This is a genomic window from Clostridium omnivorum, from assembly GCF_026012015.1.
In the GTDB taxonomy this organism is placed as follows: Bacteria; Bacillota; Clostridia; order Clostridiales; family Clostridiaceae; genus Clostridium_AX; species Clostridium_AX omnivorum.
In genome coordinates, this window is the sequence record NZ_BRXR01000001.1 from 1,000,264 (window position 1) to 1,020,504 (window position 20,241).

17 protein-coding genes are annotated in these 20,241 nt (G+C 32.8%); 2 read left to right on the forward strand and 15 right to left on the reverse strand.

Annotated elements, in window-relative coordinates; genetic code table 11:
- Positions 1-50 precede the first annotated feature (50 nt).
- Positions 51-710: a DUF2238 domain-containing protein gene (locus bsdE14_RS04590; protein ID WP_264848784.1), complete on the forward strand. Its 660-nt coding sequence runs from the start codon at positions 51-53 to the stop codon at positions 708-710.
- Between the two features lie 47 nt (positions 711-757).
- Here bsdE14_RS04590 and helD read toward each other — a convergent pair whose 3' ends face one another.
- From helD to crcB (bsdE14_RS04605), 3 genes are all read right to left on the reverse strand, one after another.
- A complete protein-coding gene (gene helD, locus bsdE14_RS04595; RefSeq protein ID WP_264848785.1) occupies positions 758-3,058 on the reverse strand; it encodes an RNA polymerase recycling motor HelD in 2,301 nt (766 codons plus the stop codon).
- A 52-nt stretch (positions 3,059-3,110) separates the two neighbouring features.
- On the reverse strand, positions 3,111-3,467 hold the full coding sequence (gene crcB / locus bsdE14_RS04600) for a fluoride efflux transporter CrcB (protein ID WP_264848786.1): 357 nt from the start codon (positions 3,465-3,467) through the stop codon (positions 3,111-3,113).
- Between the two features lie 78 nt (positions 3,468-3,545).
- On the reverse strand, positions 3,546-3,974 hold the full coding sequence (gene crcB, locus bsdE14_RS04605; RefSeq protein WP_264848787.1) for a fluoride efflux transporter CrcB: 429 nt from the start codon (positions 3,972-3,974) through the stop codon (positions 3,546-3,548).
- 293 nt (positions 3,975-4,267) lie between these two features.
- Between crcB (bsdE14_RS04605) and bsdE14_RS04610 the strand changes: the two genes are divergently transcribed.
- Positions 4,268-4,507: a hypothetical protein gene (locus tag bsdE14_RS04610; protein WP_264848788.1), complete on the forward strand. Its 240-nt coding sequence runs from the start codon at positions 4,268-4,270 to the stop codon at positions 4,505-4,507.
- A 134-nt stretch (positions 4,508-4,641) separates the two neighbouring features.
- Here bsdE14_RS04610 and bsdE14_RS04615 read toward each other — a convergent pair whose 3' ends face one another.
- The 12 genes from bsdE14_RS04615 to bsdE14_RS04670 all read right to left on the reverse strand — a co-directional run bounded on the left by bsdE14_RS04615 (position 4,642) and on the right by bsdE14_RS04670 (position 19,992).
- Positions 4,642-4,854: a hypothetical protein gene (locus bsdE14_RS04615; RefSeq protein ID WP_264848789.1), complete on the reverse strand. Its 213-nt coding sequence runs from the start codon at positions 4,852-4,854 to the stop codon at positions 4,642-4,644.
- A 110-nt stretch (positions 4,855-4,964) separates the two neighbouring features.
- The gene (locus bsdE14_RS04620; protein WP_264848790.1) at positions 4,965-6,260 is read right to left on the reverse strand and encodes a VanW family protein; all 1,296 of its coding nucleotides are present in this window, start codon (positions 6,258-6,260) and stop codon (positions 4,965-4,967) included.
- 214 nt (positions 6,261-6,474) lie between these two features.
- Entirely contained in the window at positions 6,475-8,649 is a 2,175-nt protein-coding gene (locus bsdE14_RS04625; RefSeq protein ID WP_309298112.1) for a heavy metal translocating P-type ATPase, read from the reverse strand.
- Positions 8,650-8,673: 24 nt separating this feature from the next.
- Positions 8,674-9,039, reverse strand: a complete 366-nt coding sequence (locus tag bsdE14_RS04630; protein ID WP_264848791.1) for an ArsR/SmtB family transcription factor — start codon at positions 9,037-9,039, stop codon at positions 8,674-8,676.
- A 263-nt stretch (positions 9,040-9,302) separates the two neighbouring features.
- Complete coding sequence (locus bsdE14_RS04635; RefSeq protein ID WP_264848792.1) at positions 9,303-9,758, reverse strand: PTS sugar transporter subunit IIA; 456 nt, start codon at positions 9,756-9,758, stop codon at positions 9,303-9,305.
- Position 9,759: 1 nt separating this feature from the next.
- Positions 9,760-11,718, reverse strand: coding sequence for a BglG family transcription antiterminator (locus tag bsdE14_RS04640; protein ID WP_264848793.1), 1,959 nt, complete (start codon positions 11,716-11,718; stop codon positions 9,760-9,762).
- A 69-nt stretch (positions 11,719-11,787) separates the two neighbouring features.
- Positions 11,788-12,102, reverse strand: coding sequence for a PTS fructose transporter subunit IIB (locus bsdE14_RS04645; RefSeq protein WP_264848794.1), 315 nt, complete (start codon positions 12,100-12,102; stop codon positions 11,788-11,790).
- A 37-nt stretch (positions 12,103-12,139) separates the two neighbouring features.
- Positions 12,140-13,186, reverse strand: coding sequence for a PTS fructose transporter subunit IIC (locus tag bsdE14_RS04650; protein ID WP_264848795.1), 1,047 nt, complete (start codon positions 13,184-13,186; stop codon positions 12,140-12,142).
- A gap of 473 nt (positions 13,187-13,659) precedes the next feature.
- Positions 13,660-14,838 carry a 30S ribosomal protein S1 gene (gene rpsA / locus bsdE14_RS04655; RefSeq protein ID WP_264848796.1) on the reverse strand — a complete coding sequence of 393 codons (1,179 nt, stop codon included), beginning with the start codon at positions 14,836-14,838 and terminating at the stop codon, positions 13,660-13,662.
- Positions 14,839-14,891: 53 nt separating this feature from the next.
- Positions 14,892-17,033 carry a HelD family protein gene (locus tag bsdE14_RS04660; RefSeq protein ID WP_264848797.1) on the reverse strand — a complete coding sequence of 714 codons (2,142 nt, stop codon included), beginning with the start codon at positions 17,031-17,033 and terminating at the stop codon, positions 14,892-14,894.
- The gene (gene ftsH, locus bsdE14_RS04665) at positions 17,014-18,870 is read right to left on the reverse strand and encodes an ATP-dependent zinc metalloprotease FtsH (RefSeq protein WP_264848798.1); all 1,857 of its coding nucleotides are present in this window, start codon (positions 18,868-18,870) and stop codon (positions 17,014-17,016) included. The genes bsdE14_RS04660 and ftsH overlap by 20 nt, the downstream gene beginning before the upstream one ends.
- A 33-nt stretch (positions 18,871-18,903) precedes the next feature.
- Entirely contained in the window at positions 18,904-19,992 is a 1,089-nt protein-coding gene (locus bsdE14_RS04670; RefSeq protein WP_264848799.1) for a dipeptide epimerase, read from the reverse strand.
- Between the last annotated feature and the right edge of the window lie 249 nt (positions 19,993-20,241).

A 20,241-nucleotide genomic window follows, 5' to 3' on the forward strand; every position in this document is an offset into this window, starting at 1 on the left:
AACCATAAAAATATCTTAAAATAAATCTTTTATGATCTGGAGGTGATTATTTGAAACAGTTAAAGAGTATAAGTGCACTTAGTCTTATTTCTAATTTAATACGCTTGCTGCTTGTACTATCTATGTTTCTTAGTTTTATAAGTGAAAATTATTTTAACATGTTTTTGGGTACTGTAACTCTATTTTTAACCTATCTTCCCTTTATCATTGCAAAGAAAAACCATATAATTCTTCCATCCATATTTCAAATAATTATATTGCTTTTTATATTTGCCGCTAATTATTTGGGTGAACTTAATCAATTTTATGATAAGTTTTGGTGGTGGGATATTATGCTTCATACTCTTTCAGGTATTATTATTGGTTTTATTGGCTTTATGCTAATTTATATTTTAAATAAGGAAAAGAAGGTTAATGTAAATTTAAGTCCTGGCTTTATGGTTCTATTCGCCTTTTGCTTTGCAGTAAGTATGGGTGCCTTGTGGGAAATATATGAGTTTTCAGTGGACTCGCTCTTTGGATTGCACACTCAAAATGGAAGCTTAACAGATACAATGACGGATTTAATAGTAGATACACTAGGCGCTCTTTTGGCTTCATTCTACGGCTATATGTATGAAAAATACAGAAAGAACAATTTTTTCAGGAGGTTTATCATACTATTTTTAAGGGATAATCCTGATTTGCCTAAGGATGAAACTAACATGTAAAAACACGCTCCTTGAGGATTTATTTATCTCAAGGAGCGTGCTTTATTTTAACCTGATATTAATTTTGATGGTTCATCTTTATAGAATACATATTCCATGTGTAAAGCTCTAGTAAGCGCTACATATAACAGCTTTTTATCTAATTCATCATCTCTATAATTTTCATCATCACAGTTATAGATAACGCTGCAGTCAAATTCTAAGCCTTTTGTCATATAGGAAGGTATTATTATATTCTTTAAATTAAGCTTTTTATCAGTATCATTCACCACTTCCCATTTATACTCACTGCCTTCACTGAGTATTTTTTCAACCTGTTTGCACTGACTGTAGGTCTTACATATGATTGCTGTATTCTTTTTCCCAGCTTTTTCAACTTCTTTTACTATTTCATCAACCTTTTTTCTAAACTCTGCAGCACCAGTATACTTTATAAGCTCAGGCTCCATGCCATGCCTTAAAACTGGTTTTGCTGGTTTTAAACTATTACTCTGCTTTTTCAGTACCCTGTTTGCAAAGCTAACAATTTCCACAGTTGAACGATAGCTTTGAGTTAATGCGACATATTCACCATACTCATTGTAAACCTCCTCAATGAGCTTCTGCCAATCATTTATTCCCTTATAGAAATATATACTCTGTCCTACATCTCCAACTATAGTAAAAGAATCATTTATTACTACATTTCTAAGCATATAAAGTTCTAACATACTGTAATCTTGTGCTTCATCTATTACTATATGCTTATATTTATGTTTTTCATCTATTCCTTCAATCTTATACTTGAGATACATCATAGGTGCTAAATCATCACTGTCAATTATACTATTTTCAAAATTCTTGTTTAGTTCTTCCCTCATGTACTCTGCTAGAGCTTCAGGAATTTTATTTGATGAAAGCATATCAAATAATTCCTCATTATTAAATAATTCAAGATATAACTTCCTTACATCATCATAATCCCAGTTGCTAAAGTAATTCTTTAAAACTTGCTTAGCATTTATATTCAGAGCTTCCTTCTTTTTATCCCTCTCATCATACATTTTTGTGAGTATATTTCTTTTTTCTTCTGCATCCGTTACTGTTGCTCTAATTTTTTTCATCTGGAACTCGTAATCAGAATCTATTTCCTCACTAATTTGTGCAAGCTTACTCTTAAGCTTTCCATTAAAGTATCTTTTCATTTCATCTTTTCTTTTTGAAATAGGAAGATGAACTAAGTTTTTAGAAAACAATGTTTTTATTTCTGTAGCCCTAAATAATCTATATCCATCAACTTCTATATCTTCATAATTCAGTCCATTAATTTCAATATACTTTGCATATCTATCAAGTATAGTTCTAAATACAAGACTTCCTTTTACTTTGCTGCTGTTGGTTTTATATTTAACATCAGGATCCTCAATATTTTCAATAATATGAGCAAGCTTTTTATCCTTAGTTAAAACCTCTGATTTTATTCCTAGTATGTCTAATGCCAATCCTTCGAAGGTCTTTTGTGGAACCTTATCAACCCCTAAGTTTGGAAGAACCTCAGATATGTAATCAAGAAACAAGGCATTAGGTGCTACCACCAAGATATCCTGACCAGTAAGTCTCTCTTGGTACTTATATATAAGATATGCAAGCCTATGTAAAGCTATTGTTGTTTTCCCTGATCCTGCAGAACCTTGAACTATAAGAGCTTTATTTTTTTCAGCTCTTATAATTTCATTTTGCTCTTTTTGAATAGTAGCAACTATATCCTTTAGCTTACTACTTACCCCCTGCTCTAGATTTATCTTTAAGAATTCATCATCAAGGGCAGTGCCTTCAATCTCTTCAGCAGCTCCCCTTAATATTATCTGATTTATTCCTTCATCAAAGGCATCTTCAAGTTTTGACCCTCTAATCATGAACTTTCTTTTAAGGGATAGTTCTCCTTCTATTATTCCTGCTGGTGCATGGTATGTACTCTTTCCCTGAGTTCCACTATAATATAGGTCCGCAATAGGTGCTCTCCAGTCTATAACTATTTCATCTCCTGAAGTTTCATCAGATAACCCTATTTTCCCAATATAAAAATTCTCCGTATCTCTTCTATACTCTCTAAAATCTATCCTTGCAAAATATGGCTGACCCTTGACTTCTTTATAGTTTTTCAAATTCTTAGTTGTCATTTCATAAAGTCTTTGAGCCGCCTCCAGCTCATAGCTATAGCTGCCTCTTGCCTGTTTCTTCAGCTCTGATACCTTAGCTTTTTGAGTTTTATAGTCAATCTCCATATTGTCGATTCTGCTTTTTAGCCAATCATTGGTGTCTTTAAGTTTAGCCTTTTCTTCTTCAAACTCTTTTTTTTCTATATGCATAACAACCCTCCCAATATGAATTAAAAAGAACCCTTAGGGCCCTCTTCTAAACTTATAAACCTTTACCTATAGTTGAACCTATGATATATCCTATTACTCCTAATATCAAAGAACCAAGTATATAAGTAAATGCATTTAATATCTTTTTACCATTAAATAAATTAAAACCTTCGTACATAAAGGTAGAAAAAGTAGTATATGCTCCTAAAAATCCATCTGCTAAAAGCATATACAAATTATTATTGACTCCAATTGTACTAACTATGCCAAGCAGTAATGCTCCTGTTATGTTGATAATAAAAGTTCCAATTGGAAAGCTGGTTTTGAATTTGTCTGATATAAGCTTGCCTAGTTGATATCTTGTAAGGCTTCCCATTGCCCCACCGAGTCCTACTAAAATATACTCCATATTATATCCTCCGTAATCCACAATGCTTAAATGTTTATCTAAATTTAGTGTACTCACAAAAATTAAGCTACATTATAATTACGAAGCTTCACTTTCCTCTTCACTAGAAGACTTTCGTTTTATTATTAGTGAGATAACTTTTCTTGCGGTTATAACTCCAAAATAAGCAGAAAAAAGTCCTATGATTGTGGATAGAATAATGTAACTTAATCCTAAGGAATACATTTCTTTATTAATTAGACTAACGGTTTCCTTGCACATAGTTGAAAAAGTAGTATAGGCACCTAAAAATCCTGCAGCAATCCCAATCCTTATATCTTCATCAAAATCCCATACCTCATAAGCAGTAGTCAAAACTAAAGCTAAAATGAAGCTTCCGGTTATGTTAATTATAAATGTATTTAATGGAAAACTTGTTTGAAAACCTATAAAGTGTGAATTTTTAATTATAAATCTAGATATAGCTCCAAGAATTCCACCTAAAGCTATAAATAAATATTTTCGCATAGAGATTCATCATCTCCTCATTTATTAATATTGTTTTTAAATAATAGACTGATTCTTACATGCAAAAAACTCCTACAAATACATTTGTCCATTTGCAGGAGTAATTATCTAAAAGTTTTAAAATAACTTGCCAATTAGTCAGGCTCAAATATTATAACATAAATAGAAATACATAGCAATAATAAAATATATAAAGTTTCACTAATCACAATTTCATTATTCCAGAATATACTGTAATTATCAGCAAAGGTTAAAAAGTTAGTTCATACATAATTATAAAAGGAGGTACCCAGATGAGCAAACAACATGAACAATATACTTATAATAACCTAGGTGGCTTTGGCAGCAGTAAACCTACCCTACCAAACCTTATTGTATTAATACTTATACTGCTGCAATTCGGCAGAAACTTCAATTTTGGTTCTAGTGAATTTGGTAGAGAAGCAGTTGATAACGGTATACTATTTATAATAGCTCTATTCTACCTAAGCTGCTGCAATCCTTGTAGAACAAATAATTTTAGCTGCTGCTAAAATAGTCTACCCTACTATATACAGAAGCTAAACAAAACCCCTACTTCGCGTAGGGGTTTTAAATTTAAAATATATAGTTGCAAAATCAGCATATGTACATCCATACACTGTGCTTATTATCTATTCATAATATTTTATTTACCCTTCTTATTTTCTTTGGAAGCTTTATTTATATTCTCTAAACTTGCTTCTTGAGCTGCTATTGTAGTTAAAATACTTCCTACTGCTATTATAAAGTTTCCAAGTACATTTACTTCGTCTGCTGTCCTTCCTTCAGCAATTGCTATAGCTATTGCCGTAGCTGCTATTGAAAGTTCGTTGGGGCTAAGAGAATTTATATCTGACATATCCCCCCCTCCTCGAATTTTAATTCTCACTCAAAAACATAAACTTACAAATCTCTTGTTATAATATATTAAATAAGAGGAGATATTGTGCACTAAAAAATATATAACACTTATTTATATGAGTCTGTATATAGCAAATCCTTGGAAATCTGCTTATTATTTTCATAAGTTACTCTATATACATTTACTTTTTTTCCTATAATCTCATTAACCAAATCATAATTTCTTTTTGTAAGTTCAGAATTAGAATAGATATTGAAGGTTATTTCTTTATTCTTAACTACTGCTTCTATATAAATAGGATATTTAAGAGTATTTTTAAACTTGTAATCTAAATTTCCATAATCTACAGTAGCATCCATTCCCAAGCCTACATAGGATGATGGAATAGTATGCTTAGCTCTTTCTGTTGAAGGTATGTTTGCCCTAGCCACAGCATTATACAAGGTTGTAGATACCTGGCAGACCCCTCCTCCAAAATCATCAATAAACTTATCCCCTACTATTACATGGGCCTCTTTATATCCCTTTGAAGGAGTTCTCTTACCAACTACATCGTTGAAGCTAAATTCCTCCCCAGGCATTAAAACTTTTCCATTTATAGCGTTTGCAGCAAGATTGATATTTGTAGACCTATTGTAATTTGATGTAGCAAAATTTGTTGTAAAGGTGGAAATCTTTGCATCAATTGCCTTAAGATTTTCTTCTGTTACCTTTGCTTTAATCTCGTTCATCTTGCCATTAATAATGGTGTTATCCTTAAATGGCAGTTTAATGTTACTTATAATCGCATTTTTTAAATTATCTTTATCAAGTGCCAAACCGCTAATTTCTTTTATTACATTAAAGCTTCCAGTATTACTTCTAGAAATAGCTGCATCAATTGGCTTTTTATTATTTTTCTTTTCTATATCAGCAATAGTATTATTTATAACATCACTGCTGTATTGAATATTTAACTTTAAATATGAATTCTTAGAATGTTTAATAGCTCTATATCTCTGGAAGATGGTTGTCCCTCTATTAATTTCAAATGCCTTATCTACAACATTTTGAATGTCGTATTTTAAATCTAATTTAGATAAATTAATTACATAATCATTATTATTTACTTTTATTGTGATATTAGATTTGATATTTTCAGCATCAAAGGTTTTGTTTAATAACTTAATAGCTTCTTCTTTAGTCTTTCCTCCGACATCAACATTCTCAACACTAATTTCAGGATAAATTAAACTGCTATATTTTTTAACCTTAAAATATATATAAGATGTCACTATAAAATAGACTATTATAATAAACATAAATAAGACAAAAACTAATCTTCCTTTTCTAAGGCGTTTTTTCTTTCTTTTTACTCTTCTACGAGATTCCATGCCTTCGGAAACTCTATGGACTTCCTCCATTGTAAATACCCCCTTCTACACTTATTAAAAAACAATATTACTTCTAATACCATACTACAGTATTTATGTTACATATTATTTACAAATTTTGGACAAATTTATTACAAAATAGTTACATATCACAAGAAATCTAAGTATTTATAAAAAAAGCACTCTGTATGACAGACACAATCTATTTTTGTGTTCAACTTACAGAGTACTGTTTATCCATTATTTAAAGCTTATTAACCTTTAAGGCTCTCATAGCATTTAATACCGCTATTAGTGCTACCCCTACATCTCCAAATACAGCTTCCCACATGGTTGCTATACCAAATGCTCCGAGAATTAATATTATAATCTTTACTCCTAGTGCAAACACTATATTCTCCATAACAATTCTTCTTGTCTTCTTTGCTATTTTTATTGCCTGGGCTATCTTGAATGGCTCATCTGTCATAATTACTACATCCGCAGCTTCTATAGCTGCATCAGAGCCCACGCCTCCCATAGCTATACCTATATCTGCTCTTGCAAGTACAGGTGCATCATTTATACCATCACCAACAAATACTAGCTTTCCTTTTGAGGACTTTTCACTATCTAGCTGTTCCAGCTTTTCCACTTTTTCTTGTGGAAGCAATTCTGAATATACCCCATCAAGTTCTAAATCCTCAGCAACCTTTTCACCTACTGCTTTGTTGTCACCAGTAAGCATTATTGTCCTTTTTACACCTGCTAACTTAAGTAATTTTATAGCTTCTTTCGAATCTTCCTTAATTTCATCAGCTATTACAATATACCCAGCATAATTACTATCCACAGCAATGTGCACCACAGTTCCAATTGAATCAACTTTTTTATAAACTATGCCGCTTCTTTCCATCAGCTTATTATTTCCTGCTAAAACCTTTTTACCTTCTACCTCTACTGAAATTCCATTACCAGATATCTCATTGTAATTTCTAATACTCTCTTTGTTTATTTCCTTACTATATGCTTTAACAATAGAAGCTGCAATTGGATGATTTGAAAAGCTTTCTGCATAAGCTGCTATCCCTAGCAATTCTTCCTTATTAAACTTATCTTCTGCATTTATTTCAGTTACTTTAAATACACCCTTTGTTAATGTACCGGTTTTATCAAATACAACCATTTCAACGTTATTGAGCGCTTCAAGATAATTTCCGCCTTTAACTAGAATTCCCTGCTTAGAAGCTCCGCCTATTCCTCCAAAGAAGCCAAGTGGTATTGATACTACCAATGCACATGGGCATGACACAACTAAAAATACTAATGCTCTATATATACTCTGCGAGAATGTTATTCCATTTATAAATAGAGGCGGAATAAAGGCCAGTACTAATGCTGATATAACTACCACTGGGGTATAATACCTTGCAAACTTAGTTATAAAATTTTCAGTTGGCGCCTTCTTACTGCCAGCATTTTGAACTAAATCTAATATCTTTGCTACTGTAGACTCTCCAAATACCTTAGATACTTCAATAGTTAATACTCCATTTTTATTTATGAAGCCTCCAAGTATTTCATCTCCTGTCTTTATTTCTCTAGGTACTGATTCACCTGTCAAAGCCGAAGTATCAACCATTGACTCACCTTGAACTATCTTACCATCTAATGGTACTTTTTCTCCAGGCTTTACTACAATTATATCTCCAACTTTTACTGCTTCAGGTGAAACTCTCTTTATATCTTCACCTATCTTTAGATTTGCAAAATCAGGTCTAATATCCATCAAAGCTGAAATAGATTTTCTTGAACGGTTTACTGCCAGGTCCTGGAACATCTCTCCAATTTGGTAGAAAAGCATAACAGCCACACCTTCTGGAAATTCGCCTACAGAAAATGCTCCAATTGTGGCTAACGTCATTAAAAAGTTTTCATCAAAAACCTGACCTCTCCCAATATTTTTAAGAGCTCTAAGCAGTACTTCTCCACCTACTAATATATAGCTCACTAAGAATAGTATAAGCTCTGGCCAAAAGGAAAATTTAAATATCATTGCTACCGCATATATTACCGCTCCTGCACCAAGTCTTATATATTCAGCTTTATTGCTTTCTCCATGGTCATCACTGTGTTTATGCTCATGTTCACCTTCCGCTTCATGATAATGCTCCTCCACCTTTGGAATAGAACTAATATTGCTCTCTTTTTCCTTTACAATTACATGACCTTCTATTTGCTTTACTATAGCTTTAGCAGAACTAATCAACTCATCTACCTTATGAGGCTGTTCTATTTCCATTGTAAGCGTCTTAGTAACAAAATTAATTGAGGCAGCTTCTACGCCTTCAAGTTCATTTATCTTTCTTTCCATTTTTGCTGCACAATTTGCACATCCTAATCCTTCTAAAACAAATTCTTTTTTTATACTAGCACTCATTTTTATCCCCCCTATTTGCCTTTTTTATTTTTCACCTATATGTAGCAGTCCTTGATCGATTATATGATTTACATGATCATCATCAAGGGAATAATAAACAACTTTTCCTTCCTTCCTATACTTTACAAGCCTTGCCTGCTTCAATACTCTAAGCTGGTGTGAAATGGCCGATTGAGTCATACCTAAAAGAGCTGCCATATCACATACGCACATCTCTGCTTGAAATAATATGCTTAGGATTTTTATTCTTGTAGCATCTCCAAATACCTTAAACAATTCAGCCAAATCATAAAAGGTCTCTTCACTATACATATTATCTTTAACCTTATTAACTATATCTTCATGTATTACATTACAATTACAACTTTCTATAAAAGCTTTATCTTCCATAAATCTCATTCTCCCCGATAACAATATTTTTATAAATGAACATATGAGTAACTGTTCATATATTTATTATATGCTCTTCGACCTAATTATGTCAATAAATAATAAAAGATTTAATTATGTTTATGCAATCTATCTGCATATCCTCTAGATTTATTCGACTTTGTTTCATAATAAAAACAGGAGCATAAAATTACTTTTATACTCCTACTTCTCTTTCCTATACACACTAACTTTTTAATTAGAGTTATATTAACAAACTAAAACTAAGCATTGTTTGGGTTTATGTTTTCTAAGGCCCTTAAAACATCTTCATTACTGACAGCACATTTTATTGTTTGTACAAAATTATCATCCATAAGCCTTCTTGATAGCTGCGATAATATTTTTAAATGCAGATTATCTACATTTTCTTCTGGTACTCCTAATAAAAAGATCATTTCCACCAAGTTACCATCTAATGATTCCCACTCTAATGGCGTTTTAAGCTTTCCGAAAACAATTACTGCTTCCTTTACACCACTAGATTTTCCGTGAGGTATTGCTATTCCATTTCCCACTCCTGTGGAGTACTCATTTTCTCTTGCCATAACACTATCTACATATTGTTCTAAAGAGTAAAGTTTACCACTACTATCAGCTTTCATTGCAAGCTTTCTTATAGCATCTGCTTTGCTGTCTGCCTGTAATTCTAGTATAATTAACTCTTTATTTATAAACATCTTACTTCACCTCTAACAGCCTTTTGATTTCTGCTGTACTGTCTGCCTTTCTTATATTTTCTAAAAACATTACTGAATCTACTTTATTATATAGTCTTCTAAAGATACCCTTTGCTTTACTTAAATCAGTCTTGCTGATTCCTATAAGAAAAATCACATCAACCATTCCACCCGACCACTCAATTGGACTTTCTAAAATAACAATTCCAATTTTAGACTGAATTACATGTTCTGAAAAGCCATGGGGAATAGCTACACCGTTTCCAACTTCTGTAGGACCAAGGCTTTCTCTTTTAAATACATCTGTAATAAAACTTTGATCCACATACCCTTTTGAATAAAACTTATTGCACATAGAAGTTATAACTTCTGCTTTTGTTCTATAGCTAGCCTTTATCTCAACCAATTCATCATTAATGAAATCTATCATATCTTCTGTTTTTTTTCTTGATTTGTTTTTTAAGCTGTTGATTAGTAAATCTAATCTTTTTATATCATTTTGAGTCAGAAGTGGACTTATATTTATAACTGGCTTATCAGATTCAATAGCAACAGTAGATATAATTAAGTCTATATCTTTATACTCTACTTCCTTTAGAGCAGTAAGCGAAATTATATCCTTTATTTCTATATCTTTAAAATGCTTTTCAAGCTTTGCAGCAAGTAATTGAGCGGTGCCAATCCCACTTGTGCATACAACTAATGCACTAAATGGTTTCTTTTGTCTTTCTATAGCAGCTCCAAGATGCAATGCTATATACCCTATCTCTTCTTCTGATATCCTTATTCCTAAATACTTTTCAAAGATTCCGCTAGTCATCCATGCTAGCCCATATAGCTCTGGATAGGTCTCTTTTATTTCCTTTAATATTGGGTTTCTCAAAGTTAAATCATACTTAAGCCTGTTAATTGTTGGTCTTAAATGCAATATAAGTCCATTTAACAACTGCTTATCCTCATTTAAATTAATATTAAGAGTTTGCTGGGCCATATTTATAATCTCATAGGCAATACTCACCGATAAATCATCATTTTCTAGATTCATATTTTCATCTATTGTTTTACTCTGCTGCATCTTTGCCCCAAGAATATGAAGTAATATATAACCAATTTCACATTCTCCCTGTTTAACTTTAAATGTGCTCTCAATATCTGCAGCTATATCTTCTGCAATAATATATTCACTTTTTTTCTTCAGGCCTTCCATAACCTCACTTGAAAGTGTTATATCCTTATTGCTCTTTAATCTTTTAATAGAAATAGCAATGTGAATTATTAAACTTATAAAAGCATCATCAGAAAAATTAAAATTTAATTTTTCCTCCGCCTCTGTTAATATTCTTTCAAGCTGCTTATAATCCAAATTAATTAATTCTTTAAGCTTCACCATTGTCTTATAATCAATTCTTCCGCTGTAATCGTCATAAAGCAGTTCTCTTAGTTCATCGTTTTCTTTATTCACTGAAACTAAACCTACAACAGCATTTCTCCAATCTTCTTCCCTTCCTACTATCTCAATTCCATAGTTAGTCTTTTTTAGCAGCTTCAAATTATAATTTTCAAGCCAAGTTTCTACTTCATCAATGTCCTTATGAATAGTTACCCTGCTAACAAAAAGTTCTTCAGCCAGCTCTTTAATAGTAATATTCTCATCACTCATAAACAATCTTTTTAAAATATAATATTTTCTATCCTCAGGTGAGTATGGCTCAATAATTTTTTTACCTTTCAAACATTCCTTTTGCAGCTCTAATCTATTAATCTCAGTGCCTTCAATACATATTCCTACTCCTTGCTTTTTTGTAAGTATTAAACCTTTTTTAATTATTAATTCTTCAACTTTTTCCATATCATTTCTTATTGTCTTATTTGATACTTTAAGTTTATTTGCTATATCATTTATAGTGATTGGCTCCTTGTTATCAAGAAGTAAGTTAATAATATTGAATATTCTATCCATTAAATCACTAGCTCCTTTTTTAATGCAATTAGGCTGTCTATAAATTAACAGCCTAATTTAATCATGGCATTATTTATTTTCACACAATTTTATAGCTTCTTCTATTATTGCCTTGGCATTTTTGATTGCCTTTTGAGCTTCAGCCTTAAAAATTGGTTTTCCTTTAAATCTACTTTCTTCTTTAACAGCTACATCTGCTGCAAATATTACTAAATCAGCTGCACTTGCCTCTTTTAAAGTAATTTTATTTTCTATACCAATAGAACCTTGTGTTTCAACTTTTATTTCGTGTCCTAAACTTCTTGCTGCCTTTTCTAAAGCCTCAGCTGCCATATAAGTATGTGCTATACCAGTAGGACATGCAGTTACTGCTAAAATTTTCATCTTATTCACCTCTTTACATTAAAAATTACTTACTTAGTTACATACCAAGACTACTTGTCTCTTCCATTTCTTCTGATACAGGCTTTTTCAACGCATTAACCATAACAGAAGTTACTGTTATTCCAGCAATTACAGCTATTACAAACCATATCCTGTTATCCACAACTGGCAATACTATAGGGCCACCATGTGGTGCATGATCCCCAACCTTTCCTATAGCTGCTATTGCTCCTCCTACTGCAGAGCCAGTCATTATAGATGGAATTACTCTTAAAGGATCTGCTGCTGCAAATGGTATTGCACCCTCTGTTATACCTATTAATCCCATTGCGAGAGCTCCTTTTCCTGCATCCTTTTCTGTTCTAGTATATTTGTTTGGTGCTAGAAGTGTTGCTACTCCCATTCCTAATGGTGGTATACATATAGCTGCAGCAACTGGACCCATTACTGTATATATTCCTTCACCTATCATTGCAGCTCCAAACATAAATGCAACCTTGTTTACTGGCCCTCCCATATCAAATGCTATCATTGCGGCCATTAATATGGCTAGTAATATTGAATTACCTGAACTCATGGACTTTAATCCATTAGTCATGGATGTCATTAAACTGCTTATTGGATTACCTAAAACATATATCATCAAAGCTCCAACTATTAATGAAGATAGTATAGGTATTACGAATATAGGCATTATTGGTTTCAAGTTTTTATTTACTTTCCAGCTTTTTATCCACCTAGCCACATATCCAGCAATGAAGCCTGCTACTATTCCGCCTAAAAAACCTGCCTTTATGTTGTTTGAAAGAACACCACCAACTAAACCTGGTGCTATACCTGGCCTATCAGCTATAGCATATGCTATAAATCCAGCTAGCACAGGTACCATCATTGAAAATGCTGCTGAACCAACATCCATCATATTTTTAAGTATTGGATTTGTAACTACAGCTCCTTTTCCAGGCTGTACTCCACTTAATGCTATAGAAAAAGCTATTAGGACTCCACCTATAACAACTATTGGTATCATATATGATACACCAGTCATCAAGTACTCTCTTATTCTCTTCAATTCATCTTTCATTTTATTTCCCCCATTTATTTTTATTTTTCCATGTCAAGATAAAAAGAAAGCTTTGTATAAAAGTCATCTGAAATCGTTTACCCTAAAAAACTAAAATAAGCCCCATTCAAGTATTTATTAATGTATTAGTTGCAATAAATAATTATGGCTAGTATAAATATATTTAAATAAATTCCACCCCCACAAATTTACTTTAGAATTTTACTAGTATAATTCTATTTACTAATTACTGTCTTTTCTAATTTAATTATATGCCTCAAGCCTTGCAATTACAACGGCTTGAGCCGTAACACTTTATTACCTATTGATGTGGTAAAACTTTACCAATTGGTAATATAAATGTACTTAGTGCTTATTCATTCAAGCTATGCTGCTTTGAAACAGGCGCTTTTTATGCAATAAAATAAACCACTTGCACAGCAAGTGGTTATTACTTATTTCCGGAACTGAAAAATGCTCCAAAATAATAAATCCTATTCTTCAAATTTAAAATTTTTTAACTTATCCTTAAATAAATCTGCAAGTGTTGCCATTGAACTCTCCTCATCATTAAACTGAGAGTAATCCTCTTGTGGCTTTTCTACAGCTTCCTTTATACTTAGGCTCATCTTATGTTCTTTTGTATCTATGGAAAGTACTTTTACCTTTACCTTATCCCCTACTTTTAACACTGAAGCTGGTTTAGCTATTCTCTCTTCTGAAATTTCACTAATGTGCACTAGACCTTCAATTCCTGGAGCTATTTCTACAAATGCTCCAAAGTCAAGAAGTCTTACTACTGTTCCTTCTACTGTAGAACCTACACTATATTTTTCCGTTATAGTATTCCATGGGTCTTCACTTATTTCCTTAAGTCCAAGGGATATTCTTCCCTTTTCTTTATCAAAGTCAAGCACATATACTTCAACTTTATCGCCTACAGATACTATTTCAGCAGGATCTACTATCCTCTTCCAGGATAAATCTTGGTTATGAATAAGTCCATCTACTCCGCCTAAATCAACAAAAGCTCCAAATCTTGCAAGTCTTGTTACAGTTCCAGTCCTCTTTTCACCTTTTTTAATACTGTTCCAAAGTTCTTGCTTCTTTGCTTCTTTAGCTTCCTTTGCAACTTCTTTTCCAGAAAGTATAACTTTATTTTTATCCTTGTCAAGCTCAATAATCTTTACTTCTAAGTCTTTACCTACAAAACTGTTTATGTCTTCGACAAAGCCAGCAGCTAATTGAGACGCTGGTATGAAAGCTCTTATCCCTTTTATGTATGCTACTGCTCCACCTTTAACTGCTTCCTTAACTTTTACAGTTACACTTTTTCCTTCACTTTGAAGCTCAGAAAGTTCATCCCAAACCTTAACTGCATCTGCTCTCTTTTTAGAAAGTTCTACATTTCCTTCACCATCGTTAACATTTATAATATAAACATAAAGTTCATCTCCAGCATTTATTATATCCTTTGGATTAACAGCTGGATCATCAGATAATTCAGCTCTATCAATTATTCCATCAGCCATATAGCCAATGTTAACAAATACCTCACTGTCAGAAACTGATATTACAGTTCCCTTTACAATATCACCTGAATTAATTCTTTTTAAGCTTCCTTCAATTGCCTCCATCATTTCCTTCATGGAGCTATCTTGAAAATTATCCATTGCAAAAACCTCACCTTCTGTGTTATTAAAACCCTACATTATATATTTTAATACTAAAGCTTAAATACATGCAACTCATGAAGTGCTCTAGTAGCCATTACGTATAATAGTTTATTATCCTTTAGTTCATTTGATGGTTCAACCAAAAGTACCGCGTCAAATTCCAGTCCCTTTGCGAAATACGATGGAATTACTACTGAGCCAGAATTATATATTATATCTTCGTTATCTAAAATTTTTACATAATTCTTATTTCTAATTGCTTTTCCTACCCTTTCAGTTTCATCCATATCTCTGCAAATCACAGCAATACTTTCATAACCCTTCTCATTTAATTCTTCTATAGTCTTTTCTAGGATGTCAGCTAACTCCTCAATATCTTTTGCCTTATGTTCCCTTACAGGTTCACCATTTCTAACTAGTGGGACTATACTTTCTTCCTTTAGATATCCATTAGCATATTCCATGATTTCTCTTGTAGAACGATAACTCTTGTATAGATTATAGTGTTCAACCTTCATACTAGGCAGATAATTATTTAGCTTAAGCATTGCAACTTCACCTTTTAGAGGAATAAGCCTTTGATTACTATCACCAACTACAGTCATAGAACTGCACTTAGTAAGTTCCTTTACTGCTATAAACTGTATAGGACTGTAATCTTGTGCTTCATCGATAACCACATGTTTTATCTCTCTATCAAGTTTTAATCCTTCAAGTTTAACCTTTAAGTATAATATTGGTGCTAAATCATCAATTGTAAGTTCCTTTTCAGAGTTAAACTTATTGTATATTGCCAAAACATTGTTGCTATCAAGCCAAGTCAATTCCCTTTTAGCCCTCATTACCTCTTCAATAGCTTCTCTTATTTTAAGCTTTCTAATATAGTTCAAATGCCCTTCTTCAACTTCCAGTTCAGTTTTAGACAGCTTTGCCACTGCATCTTTGTATTCCTTTTGAATTTTTCTTACTTCTTCATCTCTAAAGTCCCTTAGCTTTGAATAGATAATTCTCTTTACCTTCTTACTTCTTCTGAAAAGAGGCATATCTTTATAATAGTTATAAAATAAATCCTTTAAGTCATCCTCTGATTGAACAACTTTATCAAAGAATTTCACCTCTGAAATATTAAAGTACTCCTCATCCAGCTTATTAACAAGATCATTGAGTTCCTCTAAATAATCTTCTGATGTCTTATGAAGTACATCTTCAATAAATTTCTTATCTCCACTTAAAATTCTTTCCATATATTCTGATATATTCATTACACCTTTTAAGCCTATAATTTCAAGTGCTAAGTCAGTAAAGGTAGTCTGTTTTACACCTACTTCTCCAAGACTAGGGAGCACAGTAGATATATACTCCATAAAAATACTGTTTGGCCCTAAGATAAGTACCTTATCCTGAAGAGTTTCTCTATAGTTATATAGAAGGTATGCTACCCTATGCAGAGCAATTGTGGTTTTACCGCTTCCTGCCACTCCATTTACTACTACAGTTTTTTCGCGAGGCTCTCTTATTATTCTATCCTGCTCTTCCTGGATTGTCATTATGATATCTCTAAGCTTATCATTGGCACTCTTACTGAGCACCATCTGAAGAATATCATCCTTAACATCGAGAGCAGAATCAAACATACCTGATAGCTTAGCTTTTTTAATTATATATTGTCTCTTTTTTAAAATGTCCACATCAATTTTTCCAGCTGGAGCTCTATAACTGCTCTCACCTAAGCTGCTGGTATAAAACAATGCGGATACTGGCGCTCTCCAGTCTACTATCACAGGCTCATAACTTCCCTCTGGTGTAAGCCCAAATCTACCAATGTATATCTTTTCTTCATCAAAGTCTTCTTCCTTGAAATCCACTCTTCCAAAGTATGGAGCCTTTGCAAGTACATTAAGTTCTTTTATTTTTCTATCTACAGTCTTAAAAGCTTCTTCCTTTACAAATCTTTCATGGTCAAAATACTCAATAAGCTTATCCTCATCGTCTCTGTACTCTTCTAATTGCTTTTCTCTATAGTCGAGAATATACTCAGTAATAAGCTTTCTCTTTTCTATAAATCTAAGCATTTCGTCATTAATTTCGCCTAAAACCTGCTCCAGCTTTTCTTTTTCTAGGTTAAATTCAATTTCTTTTTCTAGACTATATTCAAACTCTTTTTCAAGCTCATTATTGTCCACTAACATCATCCTTTTCTGTAGTATTCTCAGGTTCTAATTCTATACCCTGATATTCTTTAACAAGTTCCATGAACTCATCACCCATAATGGTTTCCTTCTCAAGAAGCTTTTCGGCAATCTTAGTTAAAAGGTCTCTATTTTCAAGTAGAGTATTCTTAGCGTTCTCATGGGCAGTTTTTATTAAATGCAGCACCTCTTCGTCCGCCATTGCAGCAGTCTTATCACTGCAATTTTGAACAGCTCTCCCGTCTAGATATCTATTTGATACAGATTCAATTCCCATCATATCAAACTTATCTGACATTCCATAAATAGTTACCATATTTCTTGCTGTCTGAGTTGCTTTTTCAATATCATTTGAAGCGCCAGTAGACACTATATTAAACTCTATTTCTTCAGCAGCTCTTCCGCCTAAAAGTATGGTTATCTCATTTATCATTTCTTCCTTTGTCACAAGATATTTTTCTTCCTCAGGAAGCTGCATGGTGTAACCTAGAGCCCCCATAGTTCTTGGAACTATAGTGATTTTATGAACAGGATCGGTATTCTTTAAAAGCGCCGCAACTAAAGCATGACCTACTTCGTGGAAGGCAACAATTTTCTTCTCCTTAGCAGATAAAATTCTGTCCTTCTTCTCCTTACCAGCTATTATTACCTCAATTGCTTCCTCTAAGTCCTCTTGTTCAACTACTTTTCTGTTATTTTTTACTGCTCTTAGTGCAGCTTCATTTACCATATTAGCTAAATCAGCACCTACAGCACCTGGAGTAGCCTTGGCTATAGACGTAAGATCAATTTCATCAGATACTTTTACATCCTTAATATGAACCTTTAAAATATCTTCTCTTCCTTTTAAATCAGGTCTATCTACAATAACTCTTCTATCAAATCTTCCAGGTCTTAACAGTGCCTTATCAAGTATTTCAGGTCTATTAGTAGCCCCTAATATTACTACCCCTTTAGAGGAATCAAAGCCATCCATTTCAGCTAAAAGCTGATTTAATGTCTGCTCTCTTTCATCATTTCCTCCGATATTTCCATCTCTACTCTTACCTATAGCATCGATTTCATCTATAAATATTATACATGGTGCCTTTTCTTCTGCTTGCTTAAATAAATCTCTAACCCTAGCAGCACCCATTCCTACAAACATTTCTACAAAGTCTGAACCTGATATTGAGAAAAATGGCACATGTGCTTCTCCAGCTACAGCCTTTGCCAAAAGCGTTTTACCAGTTCCTGGAGGACCTACTAGAAGGGCTCCCTTTGGCAGCTTAGCTCCTATTTCTGCATACTTCTTAGGGTTATGCAGAAAGTCAACAATTTCAACTAAGGAATCCTTAGCCTCCTCTTGTCCTGCTACATCTACAAAGGTTTTTCCTGTTTCGTTTTCCGCATACAATTTAGCAGTATTTTTACCAAAAGACATTACTCCACTGCCAAACTTTTTATCCATTTTTCCAAAAATTAGCCTTCCAATTAAAGTGAAAAGTATTATTGGAAATACCCAGTTCCAGAAAAAAGATTTTATAGGATTATTATTTTCCACAGGAGCACCAAAAGTTACTCCTGAACTTCTCAAAGTTTCAACTAGCTGTGGATCATTTAAGTTTGCAGTATATAAAACCTTTTTCCCAGATCCTGCATCTGCTTTTGGTATAATTACTATTTTATCAGTTGCAACTTGAACTTCTTCTATCTGTTTTTCATTAAGCATCTTTAAAAATTCATTGTATTTTATTGGCTGAGTTCTCATATCTACTAGCATATAGTTTATTATAAGTATGACTATAGCTACACCTATAGCGTAATATGCTGCATACTTAAACTTTTTATTGTCAAACATTTTTTTCTCCTTTCACTCGAAACACTGGGTAACTTATATTTCCTTCCAACCTGCAACCTCAGATATTCCAAGTCCAGGAGCATCTGAAAGTAAAATACTATTCCCACAAAAGCCAGCACCACCAACAATTGGGTCCTGAGCCATAAGCAGTACAGTATCTAAATCATATTTTGTTACATTTTTCTTTGCAGCAGAAAAACTTGCTGCAGCGGTTATTCCAACTTTGCTTTCCATCATGCAGCCTACCATACACTCTACTTCCATAGCTTCAGCTATACTGCATATCTTAAGTGCATTATATATTCCACCGCACTTCATGAGCTTTATATTGATTAAATCTGCAGCTTTCATATTTATTATTTTAATAGCTTCTCTTGGACTAAATACAGCTTCATCCGCAAGAATATCTGTCTCAACATTATCTGTAACAAATTTGAGCCCTTCTATATCCCAGGCAATAACCGGCTGTTCTACTAGCTCAATATTTAGATTCATATCCTCATATCTTCTAATAATTCTAACAGCTTCTTTTGGCTTCCATCCTTGGTTAGCATCCACTCTAATTTTAATATCACTGCCTACAGCTTCTCTTATTGCTTTTACTCTTTCTATATCTAGAGCTTCATTTGTACCTACTTTGACCTTTAAATGCCTATATCCCTCTTCTACAGCCTGAATCGAATCTCGAACCATCTCCTCTGGAGAATTCACACTAATTGTAATATCTGTATCAATAGTTTTTCTATACCCTCCAAGAAGCCTGTACAAAGGTATATTATACTGCTTGCAAAATAGGTCGTATAGTGCTATATCTACAGCAGCTTTAGCACTGCTGTTTCTTATCATGCTGTTATTTAGCACATTCATTATATGCTCAAAATCCTCAATGTTAAGCCCTATAAGCTTTGGTTTGATTACACTTTTTATGGCACCTGCTATAGATTCTTCAATATCGCCAGTTATAACTGCAGTTGGGGGGGCACTTCCAAAGCCAATTGCTCCTTCTTCAGTAATTATCTTAATAATTACTTCTTCAGCTACAGTAACGGTTCTAAGTGAAGTTTTAAAGGGCTTCTTCAGTGGTATCTGTATCTTTCCAACTTGAATATCTTTAATTTTCATAAATTAATCCCCCTATTTAAACACATTTTCCTCGTTTATAAATACATATTCTATAAATAATAATTATAAACCAAAAACCTTCATCTATATAGACAATTAATAAATAATTTTAAATTAATTATAATTTTATACACATGTAAAAATAAACCATGTGCCTTAAAAATTAGTATTTTTAACTTAGTCAAAAAATTTTTTTACTTATATACGAACATAAGTTCGATATTTGTATATCTATTGCCTTTCCTTCAA

Coding starts and splice junctions, on each gene's coding strand:
- bsdE14_RS04635 (WP_264848792.1), bottom strand. CDS start 9,758: ATGTTTATAAATAAAGAGTTAATTATACTAGAATTACAGGCAGACAGC.
- bsdE14_RS04610 (WP_264848788.1), top strand. CDS start 4,268: ATGAGCAAACAACATGAACAATATACTTATAATAACCTAGGTGGCTTT.
- bsdE14_RS04630 (WP_264848791.1), bottom strand. CDS start 9,039: ATGGAAGATAAAGCTTTTATAGAAAGTTGTAATTGTAATGTAATACAT.
- ftsH (WP_264848798.1), bottom strand. CDS start 18,870: ATGTTTGACAATAAAAAGTTTAAGTATGCAGCATATTACGCTATAGGT.
- bsdE14_RS04615 (WP_264848789.1), bottom strand. CDS start 4,854: ATGTCAGATATAAATTCTCTTAGCCCCAACGAACTTTCAATAGCAGCT.
- crcB (WP_264848787.1), bottom strand. CDS start 3,974: ATGCGAAAATATTTATTTATAGCTTTAGGTGGAATTCTTGGAGCTATA.
- bsdE14_RS04670 (WP_264848799.1), bottom strand. CDS start 19,992: ATGAAAATTAAAGATATTCAAGTTGGAAAGATACAGATACCACTGAAG.
- bsdE14_RS04625 (WP_309298112.1), bottom strand. CDS start 8,649: ATGAGTGCTAGTATAAAAAAAGAATTTGTTTTAGAAGGATTAGGATGT.
- bsdE14_RS04650 (WP_264848795.1), bottom strand. CDS start 13,186: ATGAAAGATGAATTGAAGAGAATAAGAGAGTACTTGATGACTGGTGTA.
- bsdE14_RS04645 (WP_264848794.1), bottom strand. CDS start 12,102: ATGAAAATTTTAGCAGTAACTGCATGTCCTACTGGTATAGCACATACT.
- bsdE14_RS04640 (WP_264848793.1), bottom strand. CDS start 11,718: ATGGATAGAATATTCAATATTATTAACTTACTTCTTGATAACAAGGAG.
- helD (WP_264848785.1), bottom strand. CDS start 3,058: ATGCATATAGAAAAAAAAGAGTTTGAAGAAGAAAAGGCTAAACTTAAA.
- crcB (WP_264848786.1), bottom strand. CDS start 3,467: ATGGAGTATATTTTAGTAGGACTCGGTGGGGCAATGGGAAGCCTTACA.
- rpsA (WP_264848796.1), bottom strand. CDS start 14,838: ATGGATAATTTTCAAGATAGCTCCATGAAGGAAATGATGGAGGCAATT.
- bsdE14_RS04620 (WP_264848790.1), bottom strand. CDS start 6,260: ATGGAGGAAGTCCATAGAGTTTCCGAAGGCATGGAATCTCGTAGAAGA.
- bsdE14_RS04660 (WP_264848797.1), bottom strand. CDS start 17,033: ATGATGTTAGTGGACAATAATGAGCTTGAAAAAGAGTTTGAATATAGT.